The organism is Mizugakiibacter sp. (assembly GCF_039680435.1).
Lineage (GTDB): Bacteria > Pseudomonadota > Gammaproteobacteria > Xanthomonadales > Rhodanobacteraceae > Mizugakiibacter.
In genome coordinates this window covers 1-18,184 of the sequence record NZ_JBDKSX010000119.1, presented here as the reverse complement: position 1 = coordinate 18,184, position 18,184 = coordinate 1, and the positions used below count along the sequence as shown (strand labels likewise).

At 72.2% G+C, this 18,184-nt stretch carries 9 protein-coding genes; 7 read left to right on the top strand and 2 right to left on the bottom strand.

From position 1 onward, the window contains the following. Positions 1–68 precede the first annotated feature (68 nt). Positions 69–1,427: a TIGR03013 family XrtA/PEP-CTERM system glycosyltransferase gene (locus tag ABFC67_RS12685; RefSeq protein WP_346738397.1), complete on the bottom strand. Its 1,359-nt coding sequence runs from the start codon at positions 1,425–1,427 to the stop codon at positions 69–71. Between the two features lie 215 nt (positions 1,428–1,642). Between ABFC67_RS12685 and ABFC67_RS12680 the strand changes: the two genes are divergently transcribed. From ABFC67_RS12680 to ABFC67_RS12670, 3 genes are read left to right on the top strand one after another with little or no spacing between them, the layout of a single operon-like run. Beyond that, a complete protein-coding gene (locus ABFC67_RS12680) occupies positions 1,643–2,932 on the top strand; it encodes a nucleotide sugar dehydrogenase (protein ID WP_346738396.1) in 1,290 nt (429 codons plus the stop codon). An 11-nt stretch (positions 2,933–2,943) separates the two neighbouring features. After that, on the top strand, positions 2,944–3,960 hold the full coding sequence (locus tag ABFC67_RS12675; protein WP_346738395.1) for an NAD-dependent epimerase: 1,017 nt from the start codon (positions 2,944–2,946) through the stop codon (positions 3,958–3,960). Positions 3,961–3,990: 30 nt separating this feature from the next. After that, positions 3,991–4,761, top strand: a complete 771-nt coding sequence (locus ABFC67_RS12670) for a class I SAM-dependent methyltransferase (RefSeq protein WP_346738394.1) — start codon at positions 3,991–3,993, stop codon at positions 4,759–4,761. Between the two features lie 169 nt (positions 4,762–4,930). Here the strand turns inward: ABFC67_RS12670 and ABFC67_RS12665 are convergent, their stop codons facing one another. Continuing rightward, on the bottom strand, positions 4,931–5,752 hold the full coding sequence (locus ABFC67_RS12665; protein WP_346738393.1) for a methyltransferase, TIGR04325 family: 822 nt from the start codon (positions 5,750–5,752) through the stop codon (positions 4,931–4,933). 609 nt (positions 5,753–6,361) lie between these two features. Here ABFC67_RS12665 and ABFC67_RS12660 point away from each other — a divergent pair. The 4 genes from ABFC67_RS12660 to ABFC67_RS12645 form a co-directional block, all read left to right on the top strand. After that, positions 6,362–7,300: a cupin-like domain-containing protein gene (locus tag ABFC67_RS12660; RefSeq protein WP_346738392.1), complete on the top strand. Its 939-nt coding sequence runs from the start codon at positions 6,362–6,364 to the stop codon at positions 7,298–7,300. A gap of 33 nt (positions 7,301–7,333) precedes the next feature. Then, on the top strand, positions 7,334–8,245 hold the full coding sequence (locus tag ABFC67_RS12655; RefSeq protein ID WP_346738391.1) for a cupin-like domain-containing protein: 912 nt from the start codon (positions 7,334–7,336) through the stop codon (positions 8,243–8,245). Then, positions 8,242–15,555, top strand: coding sequence for an amino acid adenylation domain-containing protein (locus tag ABFC67_RS12650; protein ID WP_346738390.1), 7,314 nt, complete (start codon positions 8,242–8,244; stop codon positions 15,553–15,555). The genes ABFC67_RS12655 and ABFC67_RS12650 overlap by 4 nt, the downstream gene beginning before the upstream one ends. Further along, positions 15,552–18,184, top strand: a 2,633-nt coding sequence (locus ABFC67_RS12645) for an amino acid adenylation domain-containing protein (protein ID WP_346738389.1), incomplete at its 3' end; no start/stop codon positions are given. The genes ABFC67_RS12650 and ABFC67_RS12645, both read left to right, overlap by 4 nt.

Here is an 18,184-nt window from a genome sequence, read left to right as displayed (position 1 = left end):
AGAGGAGCGGGTTCGGCGCAACCCCGCGCGCAAACCTCGGGCATGTCTACGGAAATTCCCGCGCCCGCTCAGCGCGCGCCCTTGCCGAACAGCACCACCTCGACGGTTTGCAGCAGGATCGAGAAGTCGAACAGCGGGCCGTGGTGCTTCACGTAATACAGGTCGAACTTCAGTTTTTCCTCGGCATCCTGCACCGACGAGCCGTACGGGTAGCGCAACTGCGCCCAACCGGTAATGCCCGGCTTCACGCAGTGGCGCAGCTCGTAGTACGGGATCTGCCGGGCCAGCTCGACGACGAATTGCGGCCGCTCGGGGCGCGGCCCGACCCAGCTCATCTCGCCGCTCAACACATTGAAGATCTGCGGCAGCTCGTCGAGACGCAGCTTGCGGATCACCCGGCCGACCCGCGTCACGCGATCGTCGGACTTGGTGGCCCAGCGCGCCTGGCCGTCCCTCTCCGCGTCGGGGCGCATGCTGCGGAACTTGATCACGCGGAACACGCGGCCGCCGAGGCCGACGCGCTCCTGGGTGTAGAACACGGGCTGGCGCGGACCCGACTCGAGCACGATCGCCAGCGCGGTCAGCAGCATCAGCGGCAGCGCCGGCAGCAGCGCCAGCGCCGAAACCAGCAGGTCGAAGCCGCGCTTGAGCGGACGCTCCACCCCGCCGCCGTCGAAGCCGTCCGCGTAAGCGACCCATGCGGGCGACATCAGCGAGAACTTGATCGCTCCGATCTCGCGCTCGATGAAGCCGATCAGGTCGATCACCCCGGTGCCGGCCAGGCGGCACCGCACCAGGGCGTCCATCGGCAACGCGTCGCGGCGGTCCTCCGGGCCGATCACCAGCTCGTCGACGCGCAGCCTGCGCACCGTGGCGTCGAGGCCCTCATCGGCCGGGATCAGCAGTTCCTCGGGCACGGCGACCGACTCGCCGCCCATCGGCACGAAGCCGAGCAACTGGAAACCGCGCCGATCGCTGCGCCGGCGCAGGCGCTCGTTCAGGAGCGCGGCCTTGCGCCCGGCGCCGAGTACCAGCACCCGCCTCTTCAGCGCTTCCTGGTTCACCACCCGCGCGAACACGATCCGCGTCAGCGCCACCAGGCCGGACCCGACCAGCAGCGCCAACACCAGAATGCCGCGCCCGACGTACTGGGCGGGCCAGATGTAATAAAGAACGATCAGGCCGACGCCCCCCAGCACGAAGGCCAGCATGGCGCGCACGAACTGCCCTTGCAGGGTCTCGCGCGAATGCGTCTGGTACAGGCCGACCGCGCCGAGCGCCAGCGCCAGCACGGCGGCGAACGCCAGCGCGCGCGGCAGCAGCGGCCCGACATAGGCCTCGACCCGCGTCGGGTCGCTCAGGTAGCGCAACCCGGCGGCGATGTACAGGCTGCATCCCAGCAGCACGAATTCCGCCGTCGCTAGCATGACGTACAGCCGGCGTGGCAGATCCAGCAGGCGCCCCAGTCCGCGCACGCGACCCCCCGGTTCCTTGCCTCGTGATCGAGGCCATGATGCCACGAAAATGTGATGCAGTTCACATTTTCACCCTGTTAGACTGTCCGTGCCGGAGCCGCGCCGGTGTCGAATAGGGGAACCCCCGCGCGCTGCGGCAGCGCATCCTGACAACGACTTAGCGCCCAATGACGAATGCCGCCCCCCTGCCGGAGGACATCCGGCTGGCCATCGTGGGTCTCGGATACGTGGGTCTGCCGCTGGCGGTCGCCTTCGGGCGCGTGCTGCCGACCCTCGGCTTCGACATCAACCCGCGGCGCATCGAGGAATTGCGCACCGGTCGCGACCACACCCTGGAAGTGCCGGCCGCGGAGCTCGCGACCGCGGACCGGCTGCGCTACAGCGCCGATCCGCAGGCACTGCGCGAATGCAACACCTTCATCGTGACCGTGCCGACGCCGATCGACGCGTTCAAGCGCCCCGACTTCAGCCCGCTGGAAGGCGCCAGTCGCACCATCGGCAAGGCGCTCAAGCGCGGCGACGTGGTGATCTACGAATCGACCGTCTACCCCGGCGCCACCGAGGAAGTGTGCGTGCCGATCCTCGAGCGCGAGTCCGGCCTGAAGTTCAACGTCGATTTCTACGCCGGCTACAGCCCCGAACGCATCAACCCGGGCGACCAGCAGCACCGCCTGGAAACCATCACCAAGGTGACCTCGGGTTCGACGCCCGCCGCGGCGGAGTACGTCGACGCGCTGTACCGGCGCGTCATCAAGGCGGGCACGCACCGTGCCTCCTCGATCCGCGTGGCCGAAGCGGCCAAGGTGATCGAAAACACCCAGCGCGACGTCAACATCGCCCTGATCAACGAGCTGGCCGTGCTGTTCCACCGCATGGGCCTGGACACCATGGAGGTGCTGGAAGCCGCCGGCACCAAGTGGAACTTCCTGCCGTTCCGCCCGGGCCTGGTCGGCGGGCACTGCATCGGCGTCGATCCGTACTACCTCACGCACAAGGCGCAGCAGGTCGGCCACCATCCGGAGATGATCCTCGCCGGCCGCCGCATCAACGACGAGATGGGCCACCACGTCGCGCGCCGCGTGATCAAGCTGATGACGCAGCGGCGCATCCCGGCGGCCGAGGCGAACGTGCTGATCCTCGGCCTCACCTTCAAGGAAAACTGCCCGGACCTGCGCAACACGCGCGTGATCGACGTGATCGACGAGTTCCGCGCCTACAATGCGCGCGTCGACGTGCACGACCCGTGGGTGGACGCCGGCGAGGCGCGCGCGGAGTACGGCCTCGACCTCGTCGCCGAGCCGCAGCCGGGGCGCTACGACGCGGTGATCCTCGCCGTCGCCCACCGCCAGTTCCTGGCCGACGGCGCCGCGGGCGTGCGCGCGTACTGCAAGCCGGGCGCGGTGCTGTTCGACGTCAAGCACGCGCTGCCCAAGGAAGCGGTCGACGACCGTCTGTAAGGAGCGGATCCATGCGCATTCTGGTGACCGGCGCCGCGGGCTTCATCGGCGCCGCCCTTTCCGAGCGCCTGCTGGCGCGCGGCGACGAAGTGCTCGGTTACGACAACGTCAACGCCTACTACGACGTGCGCCTGAAAGAGGCGCGCCTGGCGCGGCTGACGCCGCAGCCGGGCTTCCGCCTCGTGCGCGCCGCGCTGGAAGATCGCCCGGCGCTGGAAGCCGCGTTCGCCGAGTTCCAACCGCAACGCGTGGTCAACCTCGCCGCGCAGGCGGGTGTGCGCTACTCGCTGGAGAACCCGCACGCCTACGTCGAGAGCAACCTGGTCGGCTTCATGAACGTGCTGGAGGCCTGCCGGCACGGCAAGGTCGAGCACCTGGTGTACGCCTCCTCCAGCTCGGTGTACGGCGCCAACCGCAAGCTGCCGTTCGCGGTCGAGGACGCGGTCGACCATCCGGTCAGCCTGTACGCCGCCAGCAAGAAGGCGAACGAGCTGATGGCGCACACCTACAGCCACCTGTATGCGCTGCCGACCACCGGCCTGCGCTTCTTCACCGTGTACGGGCCCTGGGGCCGGCCGGACATGGCGCTGTTCCTGTTCACCCGCAAGATCCTCGCCGGCGAGCCGATCGACGTATTCAACTTCGGCAAGCACACACGCGACTTCACCTACATCGACGACATCGTCGAGGGCGTGATCCGTACCCTCGACCGCGTGCCGGCCGGCGACCCGGCGTTCGATCCGCTGCACCCCAATCCGGGTTCCTCGCAGGCGCCCTACCGCGTCTACAACATCGGCGCGCACAAGCCGGTCGAACTGGCGCGCTACATCGAGATCATCGAGGAATGCCTCGGCCGCAAGGCCGAGAAGCGCCTGCTGCCGCTGCAGCCGGGCGACGTGCCCGACACCTACGCCGACGTCGAGGCGCTGATGCGCGACACCGGCTATGCACCGGCGACTCCGGTGGAAGTCGGCGTACGCCGCTTCGTCGACTGGTACCGGCAGTTCTATGAGGTGGCGAACGGCTGACACGCGGTCGCCCGCTCGAGGGAGGACGTCATGAGGGCATCGAACAGTCCGGAACAGGATTCCCGGCAGCGGCTGCGGCGCGAAGCGTCGTTTCACGACGCCCGCTTCGCGGAAGACACGCGCGCGGCCACGGACCGTTTCTATAGCGTAACCGCAGCCTCCTTTTCGCATTACCGCGAGCGCGTGCTCGAAGGCGCAGGCGGGCTCGAAGTGCTCGAGTACGGCTGCGGGACGGGAGCCGCGGCCTACGACGTGGCCGCGCGAGGCGGCCTCGCCACCGGCATAGACATATCCCCGGTCGCAATCGACATGGCCCGCTCGCACGCGCGGGAAAAGGGACTGGAAGCCAACGCGCGGTTCGAGGTGATGAACGCAGAAGCCCTTGCGTTCCCGGATGGTTCCTTCGACCGGATCTGCGGCAGCGGCATCCTCCACCACCTCGACCTCGACCGCGCATACCCGGAGATCGCGCGCGTGCTGCGGCCCGGCGGCTACGGCGTGTTCCTCGAACCGCTGGGCCACAACCCGCTGATCAACTGGTATCGCCGGCGCACGCCGGGCATGCGCACCGAGGATGAGCACCCCCTGATGCGCGCCGACCTCGCGCAGGCGCGCAGGCATTTCCGCCAAGTCGACGTACGCTGCTTTCATCTCGCCGCACTGGCCGCCGTTCCATTCCGCGGAACGCCGTTGATGCGCCCGATGCTCGCCGCACTCTGCGGGCTCGACCGCGTCCTGCTGGCTCGCGGTTCGCCCTTTCGCTATCAGGCCTGGATGGTGGTGATGGAGCTTCGGCGTTGAGCGCCGGAACGCGCCCACGAACAGGTTCCGGAAATCCCTGAACACGTGCCCGAAATCCGCCTGCGGGCACCCCGACGCGTGCCCCTCCCTTGCAGCGCAAGTGATTCGCGCCCTCCCGCGCGGGGCAAGACGCGGCCAGTCGCCCGGCGGCGGACCTGCAGCCGCGCCCTCAGTCGGCCCGACGAAAACAGAAGCCCTGATACCGCTCGACGGAATATCCGCGCGTGCCCGGTATGCGGCAGCTCTTTTCGCGGCTTTCCCAGCGGTCCAGAGCGGCGTAGCCCAGTGCCTCGAGGCTGGCGACGAACTCCGGCTCGGCCATCACGCGGTACGGGCAGAACGCGCTGCCTATGCTTTGCAGCGTGAAGAACGACCGGCTCGGGTGCAGTGGCACCTGGCCGATCACCAGGTACCGCGGCAGATGTGCCAGTCGGCCCAGCAGATCGGCCAAGGTGTAGTCGAGGTACTGCAGCACCCCGCCGGCCAGCAGCACATCGGCGCCGTCGGCGTCTTCGCGGCGTTCGCTGAAGCGGAGTCGTCGGAGCGGGTCGTTTGTTTCAGCGTATTCGCGCCCGCAAGCCACCACCGCCGGCACGTCATGGACGCACCAGTCCAGGTCGGCGGGCGTGCGCATGCGCTGGCCCATGGCGTAATAGGTGATGCCGAAGTGGCCGCCGAGGTCGAAAACCCGCCGGCAGCCCGCTTCGATCAGACTGGCGATCCAGAACATGACCGGGTAGTCGCTGGCGCGCAGATTGCGCGGCCGGTCGCGGTAAAGCCGCGCCGTCGCGGCATGGTCGAAGCCGACCGGGCGGACGGCAGGGGCGCTCGCCTGGGCCGCCGCGTAACTGGGATAGATGCCGCGATACAGGTTGCGCCAGCGGTTGCGGACGAAGACCCGCTCGTAGAACGGCTGGACCAGCGCGTTGAGGACCGGCAGCTGCGCCGCCTCGATCATGATGCGGTGCAAGTGGATCAGGCTGTCGCTCACTGCAATTCCCCCCCTTTTTTCTCGCTCCGGATCGCCGCATCCAACGGCAACCCTGCGGCTTCCGGCAGGGCCCCGCTTTCTTTGCGCGAGATCATTCCTCAGCGCCCGGTTGGGCGTATACTGGCACAAAAGTGTGATGCAGTTCACAGTTTTACGGCCATGGGTCAGGTTAGCGCGCGGCAGAGGCCGACGCCGGGGGACGAGATGGGGACAGCGGCCTCGAGGATGAGGACGCCGCCGCCGCAAGGCGCTACGGCAGACGGCCGGTCATACGAGCGATGCCCGCCGGCCGGTCTGCCGCGGCTGCCGCGGCGGCTGTCGTCGCGTGGCCGCTCGCCGCATCGGCCACCCGCGCCGTCGATCGCCTCGACACGGCCGCGCACCATCGAGGGATCGGGCCGTTCGCTCCCCTGCCCGTTCGCGCCGCGCGCGATCATCGCCACGCCGCTGGCCCGCAACCGGCCGCGCCTCGCCCGCGGGCAGCGGCGTCCGCAGGTGCGCTCCGCCACACCGTCTCCACGCAACATCCCGGGAACGGACGCCCGCACCGCCCGCGCGCCCGGCACCGCACCGGCCCGGAGCCGCCACCGGGCAACGAAAGAGGTCGCCGTGACGAATATCGAGCCGCATTTCCTGCAAGTGGACTGGGCCGCGTTCGACCCGTGGCGCATCCAGGCGGTGCGCCACCGCCTGGGCGACCACCCGCTGATGCAATTCGGCCAGCTGGTCGAGCTGGGCCGCCGGCTGGACGGCCGCGGCCAGGTGCGCACGCACAGCGACCGGGCCACCGCCGGCACGCCATTCAACGACGCGCCCAGCCTGCACCCGAACGCGCGTTCCGCGGTCGACACCCTGCGCAGCATCCGCGACGCGCGCGCCTGGATGTCGCTGCTGAACGTGCAGACCGATCCGACCTACCGGCGGCTCGTCGACGCGGTGCTCGACGAAGCCCGCGCCCACCTCGACCGCCTCGATCCGGGCATGCACCACCGCGCCGGCTGGATCTTCATCAGCTCGCCGCACGCGGTCACGCCCTTCCACATCGACAAGGAACACAACTTCATCCTGCAGCTGCAGGGCCGCAAGCGCGTGTACGTGTGGGATCACCGCGACACCGTGGCGGTCAGCGAACGCGCCCGCGGCCGCTTCCACCGCCTGCACGAACGCGACCTGATCCAGTGGCGCGAGGAACTCCGCGAGCGCGCGCGCGTGTTCGACCTCGAGCCGGGCCAGGGCGCGTACATGCCTTCCACCAGCCCGCACATGGTGGAAAACGGCGACGCGCCGTCGGTCACGATGAGCTTCACCTATCTCACCGATGCCACCCGCCGCGACGCGCGCCTGCACGCCATCCGCGATTGGATGCACCGCGGCGGCATCGCGCCGCCGCCGGTGGGCAGCCGGCCGCTGTTCGACCGCGCGATCTTTGCCGGATCGTGCGCATTGCTCGGCGCACGCCGCACGGCGCAGCGCCTGCTCGGCAGGAAGGTCGCGCCGGAGCGCGCGCCGTATGCCGCTGCGCATCTGTTCGAAGGCGCCCAGGGATGAGCGCGATGCGCCGGCCAACCGGAGGGAAACGCCATGGCAACGACTGCGCAGCCCTTTATCGTCCTGGACTGGAACCGATTCCGGCCGCGACGGGTGCAGGCGGTACGCCATCGCGTGGACAGCCACCCGCTGCTGCAGCTCGGCCCGCTGCTGGCGCTGGCGCGCCGCCTCCAGGCCGTGGGCCAGTTGCGCCAGATCGGCACCGACGCCGATGCCGGCACGCGGTTCGTCGCCAGCGCCGCGGACGTCGATGCGCTGCAGCGGATCGGCAACGCAAAAGGCTGGGCGGTGCTGCGCTACGTGCAGGTCGACCCGACCTATCGCACGCTGGTCGACGCGGTGCTCGACTCGATCCGGCCACAGGTGGAGCGTGTCGACCCGGGCATGTACTACCGCGCGGGATTCGTGTTCGCCTCGGCGCACCACACGGTCACGCCGTTCCACATGGATGTCGAGAACAACTTCATCCTGCAGATGCGCGGCCACAAGACGCTGTACGTATGGGAGCCGGACGACATGGCGACGGTAAGCGAGCAGGCGCGTGACCGCTTCCACCACGACCGCGACCTGATCCGCTGGCGCGAGGAGTTCCGCGCACGCGCGCACGTGTTCGAGCTGCATGCCGGCGAGGGCGCCTACATGCCCGCGACCAGCCCGCACATGGCCGAGACCGGCGACGATCTGTCGGTGACGATGAGCTTCACCTACTTCACCGACGCCACCCGCCGCGACGCCTGGCTGCACAACCTGCACTACCTGATACGCCGCGCCGGCATCCGCCCGCCCGCCGTCGGCAGCCATCCCGTGCTCGACGCGCTGAGCTACCAGGCCGTCGCCGCGCTGGTCGGCGCGCGGCGCATCGCGCGGCGGGTCGGCGGCAGGGCGGTCGATCCCATCCACGCGCCGTACGCGGCGCCGCGCCCGCTCGGCGGTACGCCCGCATGAACCCGACGCGACCCGGCGCGCCGTCGATGCGCGAAGAAGAATCGGCGGGCCTCGCCCTCGGCGACGCGTTCGTGCGCGCAACCGCCGGCGCGCCGCGTGCCGCCTTCGCACTGCCGCTCGATGCGGCGACCGCCGACGCGCTCGCTGCGCTCGCCGCGCGCCTCGACCTGCCCGCGCATGCGCCGTACCGCGCCGCGCTGGCGCTGACCGAGGCGCGCCTGACCGGCGCCGCGGCGATCCGCACGCTGGACGCGGACGGCGGCCCGCGCACGCTGGACGTACCCGCGTCAGGCAGCCTGGCCGCATGGCTGCGCGCTTTGCCCGGCGCGGCGGGCGAAGCGGACGGCATCGCGCCGGCGTGGTGCTGGACGACGGATGCCGCGCAGGCCGAGCGCGAGCTCGAGCGCGCCGACTCGGCCTGGTGGCTGCAGCCGGGCGCGACGCCGGCGCTGCGCGCGCTCTGCCGCAACCCGCCGTTCGACGAGGCCGCGATCACGCGCTTCGCGGCATGCCTGCGGCACCTGCTGCGCGGCATGGCCGCAGGCGCGGACGCCGACATCGCCGAACTCTCGATCCTCGACGCGGACGAGCGCGCCCGCCTGCTCGCCGGCGGCGGCGCGGCGCGCACTTCGCGCCGTCCCGGCGATACCGTGCACGGCATCTTCGCCGACGTCGCGCGTCGCCTGCCGGATGCGGTCGCGGTAGCGTGGGACGGCGGCGCGCTGAGCTACGCCGAACTGGCCGCGCGCGCCGCGCGCCTGGCCACACGCCTGCGCGCGGCCGGCGTCGTGCCCGGCAACCGCGTCGGCGTGTTGCTGGAGCGCTCACCGCAGGCGATCGTCGCGCTGCTGGCCATCCTGCAGGCCGGCGCCGCCTACCTGCCGCTGGACGCCGCGCAGCCGGCGGAACGCCTGGCGTTCATGCTGGCGGACGCCAGCGCGGCCGTCGCGCTGAAGCGCAACGACGCCACCGCGCCGGACGCGCCCGGCGTGCGCTGGCTGGCGGTCGAGGACGAAACGCCGGCGGTGCTCGAAACGCCGGCGGCGCCCGCGCTCGACGGCGACGCGCTCGCCTACGTGATGTACACCTCCGGCTCCACCGGCACGCCCAAGGGCGTGATGGTGCCGCACCGCGGCATCCTGCGCCTGGTGCTGAACGCCGACTACGTGCGGCTCGACGGCGACACGCGCATGCTGCACGCCGCGCCGCTGGGCTTCGACGCCTCCACGCTGGAGATCTGGGGCGCGCTGCTGAACGGCGGCCGCTGCGTGATCCACGGCGAGGCGGTGCCGACCGGGCGCGGCCTCGCCGCGACGATCCGCGCGCACGGCGTCACCACCGCCTGGCTGACCGCCGCGCTGTTCAACGCCATCGTCGACGACGACCCGCACCACCTCGACGGGCTGCGCGAGCTGCTCGCCGGCGGCGAGGCGCTGTCGGTCGCGCACGTGCGCAGGGCGCTGGCCGCGCTGCCGGGCACGACGCTGATCAACGGCTACGGCCCGACCGAATGCACCACGTTCACCTGCACGCACCACATTCCGCGCGACCTGCCGGCCGACGCGCGCAGCATCCCGATCGGCAAGCCGATCGCCGAGACCCAGGTGTACGTGCTGAACGCGCGCCGCGAACCCTTACCGCAGGGCGTGGTCGGCGAGCTGTACGTCGGCGGCGCCGGCGTCGCACTCGGCTACCTCGCGCGGCCCGAGCTGAGCGCCGAGCGCTTCGTGCCGCATCCGTTCGGTGCGGCGGACGAGCGCGCGTACCGCACCGGCGACCTGGTGCGCATGCTGCCGGACGGCAGCCTCGACTTCGTCGGCCGCGTCGATCACCAGGTCAAGATCCGCGGCTACCGCATCGAACTCGGCGAGATCGAGGCGGCGCTGGCGCGGCAACCCGGGGTACGCGCCTGCGCGGTGGCGGTGCGCGACGAGCCGCCGGTCGGCAAGCGCCTGGTCGCCTATGTGGTCGCCGCCGACGCCGCCGCGGCCCATGCGCCCGCACTGCGCGCGCAGCTCGCCGCCACGCTGCCCGACTTCATGGTGCCGGCCAGCTACGTGTTCCTCGACGCGCTGCCGGTCACGGCCAACGGCAAGCTCGACCGCCGCGCGCTGCCCGCGCCCGCGCGCACGCGCCCGGAGCTGGCCGAGGCCTACGAGGCGCCGGCCGACGCGCTGGAGCGGCGGCTGTGCGAGGCGTTCGCCGCGGCGCTGGAGATCGACCGCGTCGGCCGCCGCGACAACTTCTTCGAGCTTGGCGGCACCTCGCTGCTGGCCGTGCGCCTGCTGGAGCGCCTGCGCCGCGACGGCACGGCCGACATCGCCGCCACCGCCTTCTTCCGCGAACCGACGCCGGCCGCGCTGGCCGCGGCGGCGCGCGGCGAAGGCGCGCATGCCGCGATCGAGGCGAGCCGCATGGGCCGGCGCAGCGCCGGCGCAGCGGGCGAAGCGAACGAGCCGATCGCGATCGTCGCCATGGCCGGGCGCTTCCCGGGCGCGGCCGACGTCGAGGCGTTCTGGCAGAACCTCTGCGACGGCCGCGAGTCGATCACGTTCTTCAGCGACGCCGAGCTGGACGCGTCGGTGCCTGCGGCGCAGCGCGCCGATCCGGACTACGTGCCCGCGCGCGGCGTGCTGTCCGACGTCGAGCTGTTCGACGCCGCGTTCTTCGGCATCAGTCCGCGCGAGGCGGAGCTGATGGACCCGCAGCAGCGCGTGTTCCTCGAGCTGTGCTGGGAATGCATGGAGCGCGGCGGCCACGCACCCGACGCGCACGCGGTGCCGGTCGGCATCTTCGCCGGCATGTACAACGCCACCTATTTCCAGCGCCACGTCGCCGCGCACCCGGACCTCATCGACAAGGTCGGCGCGTTCCAGGTGATGCTCGGCAACGAGAAGGATTACATCACCACGCGCGTCGCCCACAAGCTCAACCTGACCGGCCCGGCGATCGCCGTGCATACGGCGTGCTCGACCTCGCTGGTCGCGATCTGCCAGGCCGCAGACGCGCTGCGCCGCGGCCAGTGCGGCATGGCGCTGGCCGGCGGCGTCGCCATCACCTGCCCGCCGCGCAGCGGCTATCTGTACCAGGAAGGCGCGATGCTCTCGCCGGACGGGCGCACACGCAGCTTCGACGCCAACGCGCAGGGCACGGTGTTCTCCGACGGCGCCGCGGTGGTGCTGCTGAAGCGCCTTTCCGACGCCATCGCCGACGGCGACACCGTGTACGCGGTGCTGCGCGGCCACGCGGTCAACAACGACGGCGGCGTCAAGGCCAGCTTCACCGCGCCCAGCAGCGAAGGCCAGGCGGCGGTGGTCGCCATGGCGCTGGACGCGGCCGGCGTCGATCCGCGCACGATTTCCTATGTGGAGACGCACGGCACCGCCACGCCGCTGGGCGACCCGATCGAGATCGAAGGCCTGACCAAGGCGTTCCGGCGCAGCACCGCCGACACCGGCTTCTGCCGCATCGGTTCGGTGAAGAGCAACATCGGCCACCTGGTGATCGCCGCCGGCGCCACCGGCCTGATCAAGACCGCGCTGTCGCTGCACACGCGCACGCTGCCGCCGAGCGTCAACTTCGAGACGCCCAATCCGGCGATCGACTTCGCGCGCTCGCCGTTCGTGGTCAATACGTCGCTGACGCCGTGGACGCGCGTCGACGCCGACCCACCGCTGCGTGCCGGCGTCAGCGCGTTCGGCGTCGGCGGCACCAATGCGCACGTGGTGCTGGAAGAGGCGCCGCCGCAGCCGGCGTCGACGCCGGCCGAAGGCCCGCAACTGCTGGTGCTGTCGGCGCGCACGCCGGCGGCGCTGGCGCAGCAGGCGGCGCGGCTGGCCGAGCACCTCGAACGGCATGCCGACACGAACCTCGCCGACGCGGCGTGGACGCTGGCGGTCGGCCGCAAGGCGTTCGCGCAGCGTGCCTGCGTGGTCGCCGAAGACGCGGCCGGCGCGGTCGCCGCGCTACGCGACCCGGCCTTCACCGCTTCGCTCGGTCGCCGCGCCGCGCAGGCCGGCGACGTGGTGTTCATGTTCCCCGGCCAGGGCGCGCAGTACGCCGGCATGGGCCGCGCGCTGTACGCCGCGGAACCCGCGTTCCGCGCCGCGCTGGACGAGTGCGCGCGCCTGCTCGAACCGGAGCTGGGCGCCGACCTGCGCGCGCTGCTGTTCGCCGACGACGCCGCCGCGCTGCGGCAGACACGGCTGACCCAGCCGGCGACGTTCGCGCTGGAATACGCGCTGGCGAAATTCTGGCTGAGCGTGCTGCCGGCGCCGGCGGCGATGCTCGGCCACAGCGTCGGCGAGTTCGTCGCCGCGACGCTGGCCGGCGTGTTCGAGCTGGGCGACGCGTTGCGCCTGGTCGCGCGGCGCGGCGCGCTGATGCAGGCGCAGCCCTCCGGCGCGATGCTGTCGGTGCGCATGGCCGCCGACGCGCTGTCGGCGCGCCTGCCGCCGACGTTGTCGCTGGCCGCGGAAAACGCGCCGAACGCCTGCGTGGTCGCGGGCGGACATGCCGACGTCCTCGCGTTCCAGCGCGCGCTGGAAGCCGACGGGATCGCGTGCCGCCCGCTGCACACCTCGCACGCCTTCCACTCGGCGATGATGGAGCCGGTGCTGGCGCCGTTCCGCGCCGAGCTGGCGACGATCGCGCTGCGCGCGCCGCGGCTGCGGATCGTCTCGACGCTGACCGGCGCGCCGCTGGGCGACGCCGAAGCCACCTCGCCCGACTACTGGGCGCGCCACCTGCGCGGGACGGTGCGCTTCGCCGCCGCGGTGCGCCAGCTGCTGGATGCGCCGTCGCGCACGCTGCTGGAAGTAGGCCCGCGCGCAACGCTGACCGCGCTGGCGCACCAGCAGCTCGGCAATGCGCATCCCGGCGTCGCCGCGGTCGCCAGCCTGGCCGACGCGCCGGAAGGCGAGCGCGCCGCACTGCTCGCCGCGGCCGGCGCGCTGTGGTGCCGCGGCGCGGCGATCGCGCCGCAGGCGTTCGACCGCCGCGCGCAGCGCCGCCGCATCGTGCTGCCCAGCTATCCCTTCGAGCGCCAGCGGCTGTGGGTGGAACCCGCCGCCGTCGCGCCTTCCCCTGCACCCGCTGTCGCCCCGGCCGCCGCGCCGGCGGCGCCGTCCGTTCCGGAGCTCGTCATGGCCGCACCCGCCCCATCCGCCGACCGCAAGCCGCGCCTGGTCGAACAGCTCAAGGGCCTGTTCGACGAAGTCGTGGGCGTCGACCTCAGCGACGCCGATCCGTCGGCCAACTTCCTCGAACTCGGCCTCGACAGCCTGACGCTGACGCAGGTCGCGCTGCAGTTGCAGAAAACGTTCGGCGTGAAGGTGACATTCCGCCAACTGCTCGGCGAGGTCGCCAGCCTGGACGCGCTGGCCGGCGTGCTCGACGCACAAATGCCGGCGGAGGCGGCGCCCGCGCCGGCGCTCGCAGCCGCAGCACCGGCCGCGCCCGCGGCGCCGCAGCCGGCGGCGCCGGCACCCGCACCCGCGATGGCCGCCGCGGCGCCGGCGGCGCTCGCCGTGCCCGGCGGCAGCCTGCTGCAGGATGTGATCCAGCAGCAGATGGCGCTGATGGCTCAACAGCTGGCGCTGCTGGCGGGCGCGGGCGGTGCAGCCGCGACGCCGCAGTCCGTCGCGGCGGTCGCAACGCCCACCGCGACGGCGACGCCCGCGCCGGCCGCGCCGCAGGCGGCTGTCGCGCCGGCACCCGCCGCGCCGGCCGCTCCCGACGAGGAAGCCGCGCTGGCGCACACCCGCTACGACGTCAAGAAGGCGTTCGGCGCGATCGCGCGCATCCACAGCGGCGGCATCGAGCTGACCGAGCGCCAGCGCGCGCGCCTGGACGCCTTCATGCGCCGCTACGTCGCGCGCACGCGGCGCTCGAAGGAATACACCGAGCAGCACCGGCCGCACCTGGCCGACCCGCGCGTGGTCAACGGCTTCCGTCCGCTGATCAAGGAGATCGTCTACCAGATCGTGATCGAGCGCTCCAAGGGCGCGCGGCTGTGGGACCTCGACGGCAACGAGTACGTCGATGCGCTGAACGGTTTCGGCATGAGCCTGTTCGGCTGGCAGCCCGACTTCGTGCTGGACGCGGTCAAGCGCCAGCTCGAACTCGGCTACGAGATCGGTCCACAGCACCCGCTGGCCGGCGTCGTCGCCAAGCAGATCTGCGAGCTGACCGGCTTCGAGCGCGCAGCGCTGTGCAACACCGGCTCGGAGGCGGTGATGGGCTGCGTGCGCGTCGCGCGCACGGTGACCGGGCGCAGCCTGATCGCGATCTTCAGCGGTTCCTACCACGGCATCTTCGACGAGGTGATCGTGCGCGGCACGCGCAGCGGCCGCGCGGTGCCGGCCGCGCCCGGCATCATGCGCAACACCGCCGAGAACGTGATCGTGCTGGACTACGGCACGCCCGAGACCATGCGCATCCTGAAGGAACGCGCGCACGAGCTGGCCGCGGTGCTGATCGAGCCGGTGCAGAGCCGGCGCCCCGACTTCCAGCCGCGCGAGTTCCTGCACGAGCTGCGCGAGGTCACGCGCGCGGCCGGCGCGCTGTTCATCTTCGACGAGGTCGTCACCGGCTTCCGCGCGCATCCGCGCGGCGCGCAGGAAATCTTCGACGTCGACGCCGACCTCGCCTCCTACGGCAAGGTGGTCGGCGGCGGCTTCCCGATCGGCGTGATCGCCGGCAAGCGCGAATACATGGACGCGCTGGACGGCGGCCAGTGGCGCTTCGGCGACGACTCCGTGCCGACTGTCGGCGTCACCTACTTCGCCGGCACCTTCGTGCGCCATCCGCTGGCGCTGGCCGCGGCGCACGCGGTGCTCGACCATCTCAAGCACGAAGGCCCGGAGCTGCAGGCGCGGCTGAACGCGCGCACCGCGGCGATGGCGGAAGACCTCAACGCGTTCTGCCGCGAGGTCGGCGCGCCGATCGAGGTGAAGCACTTCGCCTCGGTGTGGAAGGCCGTGTTCGGCGAGGACCATCCGCTGCAGGACCTGCTGTTCGCGATGATGCGCAGCCGCGGCATCCACATCCTCGACAACTTCCCCTGCTTCTTCACCACCGCGCACCGCGAGGAAGACTTCATCGCGATCGCCAAGGCGTTCAAGGATTCGGTGCTGGAGCTGCAGGAGGCCGAGTTCCTGCCGCGCCGCACCGACCTCGCGCGCACGGCGTTCGATGCCTCGCGGCCGCCGGTGCCCGGCGCGCGCCTCGGCCGCGACCTCGACGGCAAGCCCGCCTGGTTCGTGCCGCACCCGGACGTTCCCGGCCAATACGTGAAGGTGGACGCATGACCACGCACGAACCATCGGCCGCACCGAGCGGCGTCGGCTACGACCCGTTCGCCGGCGCCGCGCTGGCGCGCGTGGTGCCGACCACCGAGCCGCAGCGCGAGGTGTGGCTGGCCGACCGCCTCGGCCGCGAAGCCTCGCTGGCGTACAACGAATCGGTGTCGCTGCGCCTGCGCGGCAGGCCGAACGTCGACGCGCTGCGCGCCGCGCTGCAGGAACTGGTCGACCGCCACGAGGCGCTGCGCTCCACCATCGGCCCCGGCGGCGAGGAGCTGTGCGTCGCCGAGCGCATCGCGCTGGAGCTGCCGCTGATCGACCTCTCGGGCCGCGACGTCGCCACGCGCGAAGCCGCGCTGGCGGACGCGCGCCGGCGCGCGGTGGAAACGCCGTTCGATCTCGAGCGCGGCCCGCTGTTCCGCGCCGAACTGCTGCGCCTCGCCGCCGACGATCATGTGTTGATCCTGACCGCGCACCACATCGTCTGCGACGGCTGGTCGTTCGCCGTGCTGGTGCGCGACCTCGCCGCGCTGTACGGCGGCTGGGCCGCCGGCGCGCCGCCCGCACTGCCGCCGGCGGACGCGTTCGCCGACTACGCGCTGGCGCAGGCCGCGCTGGCCTCGGCGCCGCAGTTCGCCGAGGACGAGCGCTACTGGCTGCAGCGCTATGCCGGCCCGCTGCCGGTGCTGGAGCTGCCCACCGACCGGCCGCGTCCGGCGCGGCGCACGTTCGCCTCCGGCCGCGAGGACCTGTGGCTGGACGCGGAACTGATCGGCGCGCTGAAGCGCCTTGGCGCCCGGCGCGGCGCCAGCCTGTTCGCCACGCTGCTGTCCGGCTTCGCCGCGCTGCTGCAGCGCCTCGGCGGCCAGGACGACGTGGTGATCGGCATCCCCGCCGCCGGCCAGGCGGTCGGCGGGCACGATGCGCTGGTCGGCCATTGCGTCAACCTGCTGCCGCTGCGCACGACGGTCGACGCGGACGCCGGCTTCGGCGCGCTGCTCGACGCGATGAAGGCCACCGTGCTCGATGCCTACGAGCACCAGCAGTACACCTTCGGCACCCTGCTGCGGAAGCTGCCGCTGGCGCGCGATCCCAGCCGCCTGCCGCTGGTCTCCGTGCTGTTCAATCTCGACCAGGCGCTGGACGGCGCCAGCACGCCGTTCGCGGGACTGGATTTCGAATTCGCCGCCAACGCGCGCAGCTACGAGAATTTCGAGCTGTTCGTCAACGCCGCGCAGGTCGGCGGCGGCATCCGCCTGGAGTGCCAGTACAACCGCGACCTGTTCGACGCCGCCAGCGTGCGCCGCTGGCTGCGCGGCTACGCCGAACTGCTGCGCGCGGCCGCGGTGGCGCCGGACACCGTGGTGGGCCGCCTGCCGATCGTCGACGCCGACGCACTGGCCGACCTGCGCGCGCTGCAGCCGGCGCCGACGCCGTACGACCCGCAACGCCTCGCGCACGCGTGGTTCGAGGCGCAGGCCGAGCGCACGCCCGCGCGCGCCGCGGTGCGCCACGGCGAGACGCGCCTGAGCTACGCCGAGCTGGACGCGCGCGCCAATCGCATCGCGCACGCGCTGCGCGCGCGCGGCGTGCGCCGCGGCGCGCTGGTCGGCCTGGCCGTCGAGCGCGGCGCCGACATGGTCGCCGCGGTGCTGGGCGCGCTGAAGGCCGGCGCCGGCTACGTGCCGCTGGATCCGGGCTTCCCCGCCGAACGCCTTGCCTACATGGTGCGCGACGCCGCGCTGCGCGTGCTGGTCACGCAGTCGGCGCTGGCCGAACGCTTCGCCGGCAGCGGCGCCGAGCCGCTGCTGCTCGACGACACCGCGCTGGACGCGCTGCCGACGGCGCGCCTGCCGCGCGACGACGCGGCGGCGACGCCCGACTCGGTGTGCTACGTGATCTACACCTCCGGCTCCACCGGCCAGCCGAAGGGCGTGCTGGTGCCGCATCGCACCACCGCCAACTTCATCGCCGGCATGCAACGCACGCCCGGCATCGACAGCGACGACGTGCTACTGGCGGTCACCACGCTGTCGTTCGACATCGCGTTCATGGAACTGATGCTGCCGCTCAGCGTCGGTGCCGAGGTGGTCGTCGCCGGCCGCGACACGGCGCGCGACGGCGCCGCGCTGCGCCGCCTGCTGGAAACCTGCGGCGCGACGATGATGCAGGCCACGCCGGCCGGCTGGCGCATCCTGCTCGAGTCCGGCTGGGCCGGGCGCCCCGGCTTCCGCGCGGTCAGCGGCGGCGAGCCGCTGGCGCCCGATCTCGCCGAGGCGCTGCTGGCGCGCTGCGGCGAGGTGTGGAACGGCTACGGCCCGACCGAGACCACGGTGTACTCGACCTACTGGCGCGTGCGCGACCCGCGCGCCGGCATCGCCATCGGCACGCCGATCGCCAACACCCAGGTGTGGGTGCTCGACGCGCAGCGCCAGCCCTGCCCCATCGGCGTCCCCGGCGAGCTGTGGATCGGCGGCGACGGCGTCGCCCTCGGCTACCTCAACCGCGCCGAGCTCACCGCCGAACGCTTCCTCCCCGATCCGTTCCGCAACGCCCCCGGCGCCCGCCTCTACCGCACCGGCGACCGCGGCCGCTGGAAACCCGACGGCACCCTCGAACACCTCGGCCGCCTCGA

Excerpts from the sequence above, each read along its gene's own strand:
- ABFC67_RS12685 (WP_346738397.1), bottom strand. The coding sequence starts at position 1,427 with ATGCTAGCGACGGCGGAATTCGTGCTGCTGGGATGCAGCCTGTACATC.
- ABFC67_RS12680 (WP_346738396.1), top strand. The coding sequence starts at position 1,643 with ATGACGAATGCCGCCCCCCTGCCGGAGGACATCCGGCTGGCCATCGTG.
- ABFC67_RS12675 (WP_346738395.1), top strand. The coding sequence starts at position 2,944 with ATGCGCATTCTGGTGACCGGCGCCGCGGGCTTCATCGGCGCCGCCCTT.
- ABFC67_RS12670 (WP_346738394.1), top strand. The coding sequence starts at position 3,991 with ATGAGGGCATCGAACAGTCCGGAACAGGATTCCCGGCAGCGGCTGCGG.
- ABFC67_RS12655 (WP_346738391.1), top strand. The coding sequence starts at position 7,334 with ATGGCAACGACTGCGCAGCCCTTTATCGTCCTGGACTGGAACCGATTC.
- ABFC67_RS12650 (WP_346738390.1), top strand. The coding sequence starts at position 8,242 with ATGAACCCGACGCGACCCGGCGCGCCGTCGATGCGCGAAGAAGAATCG.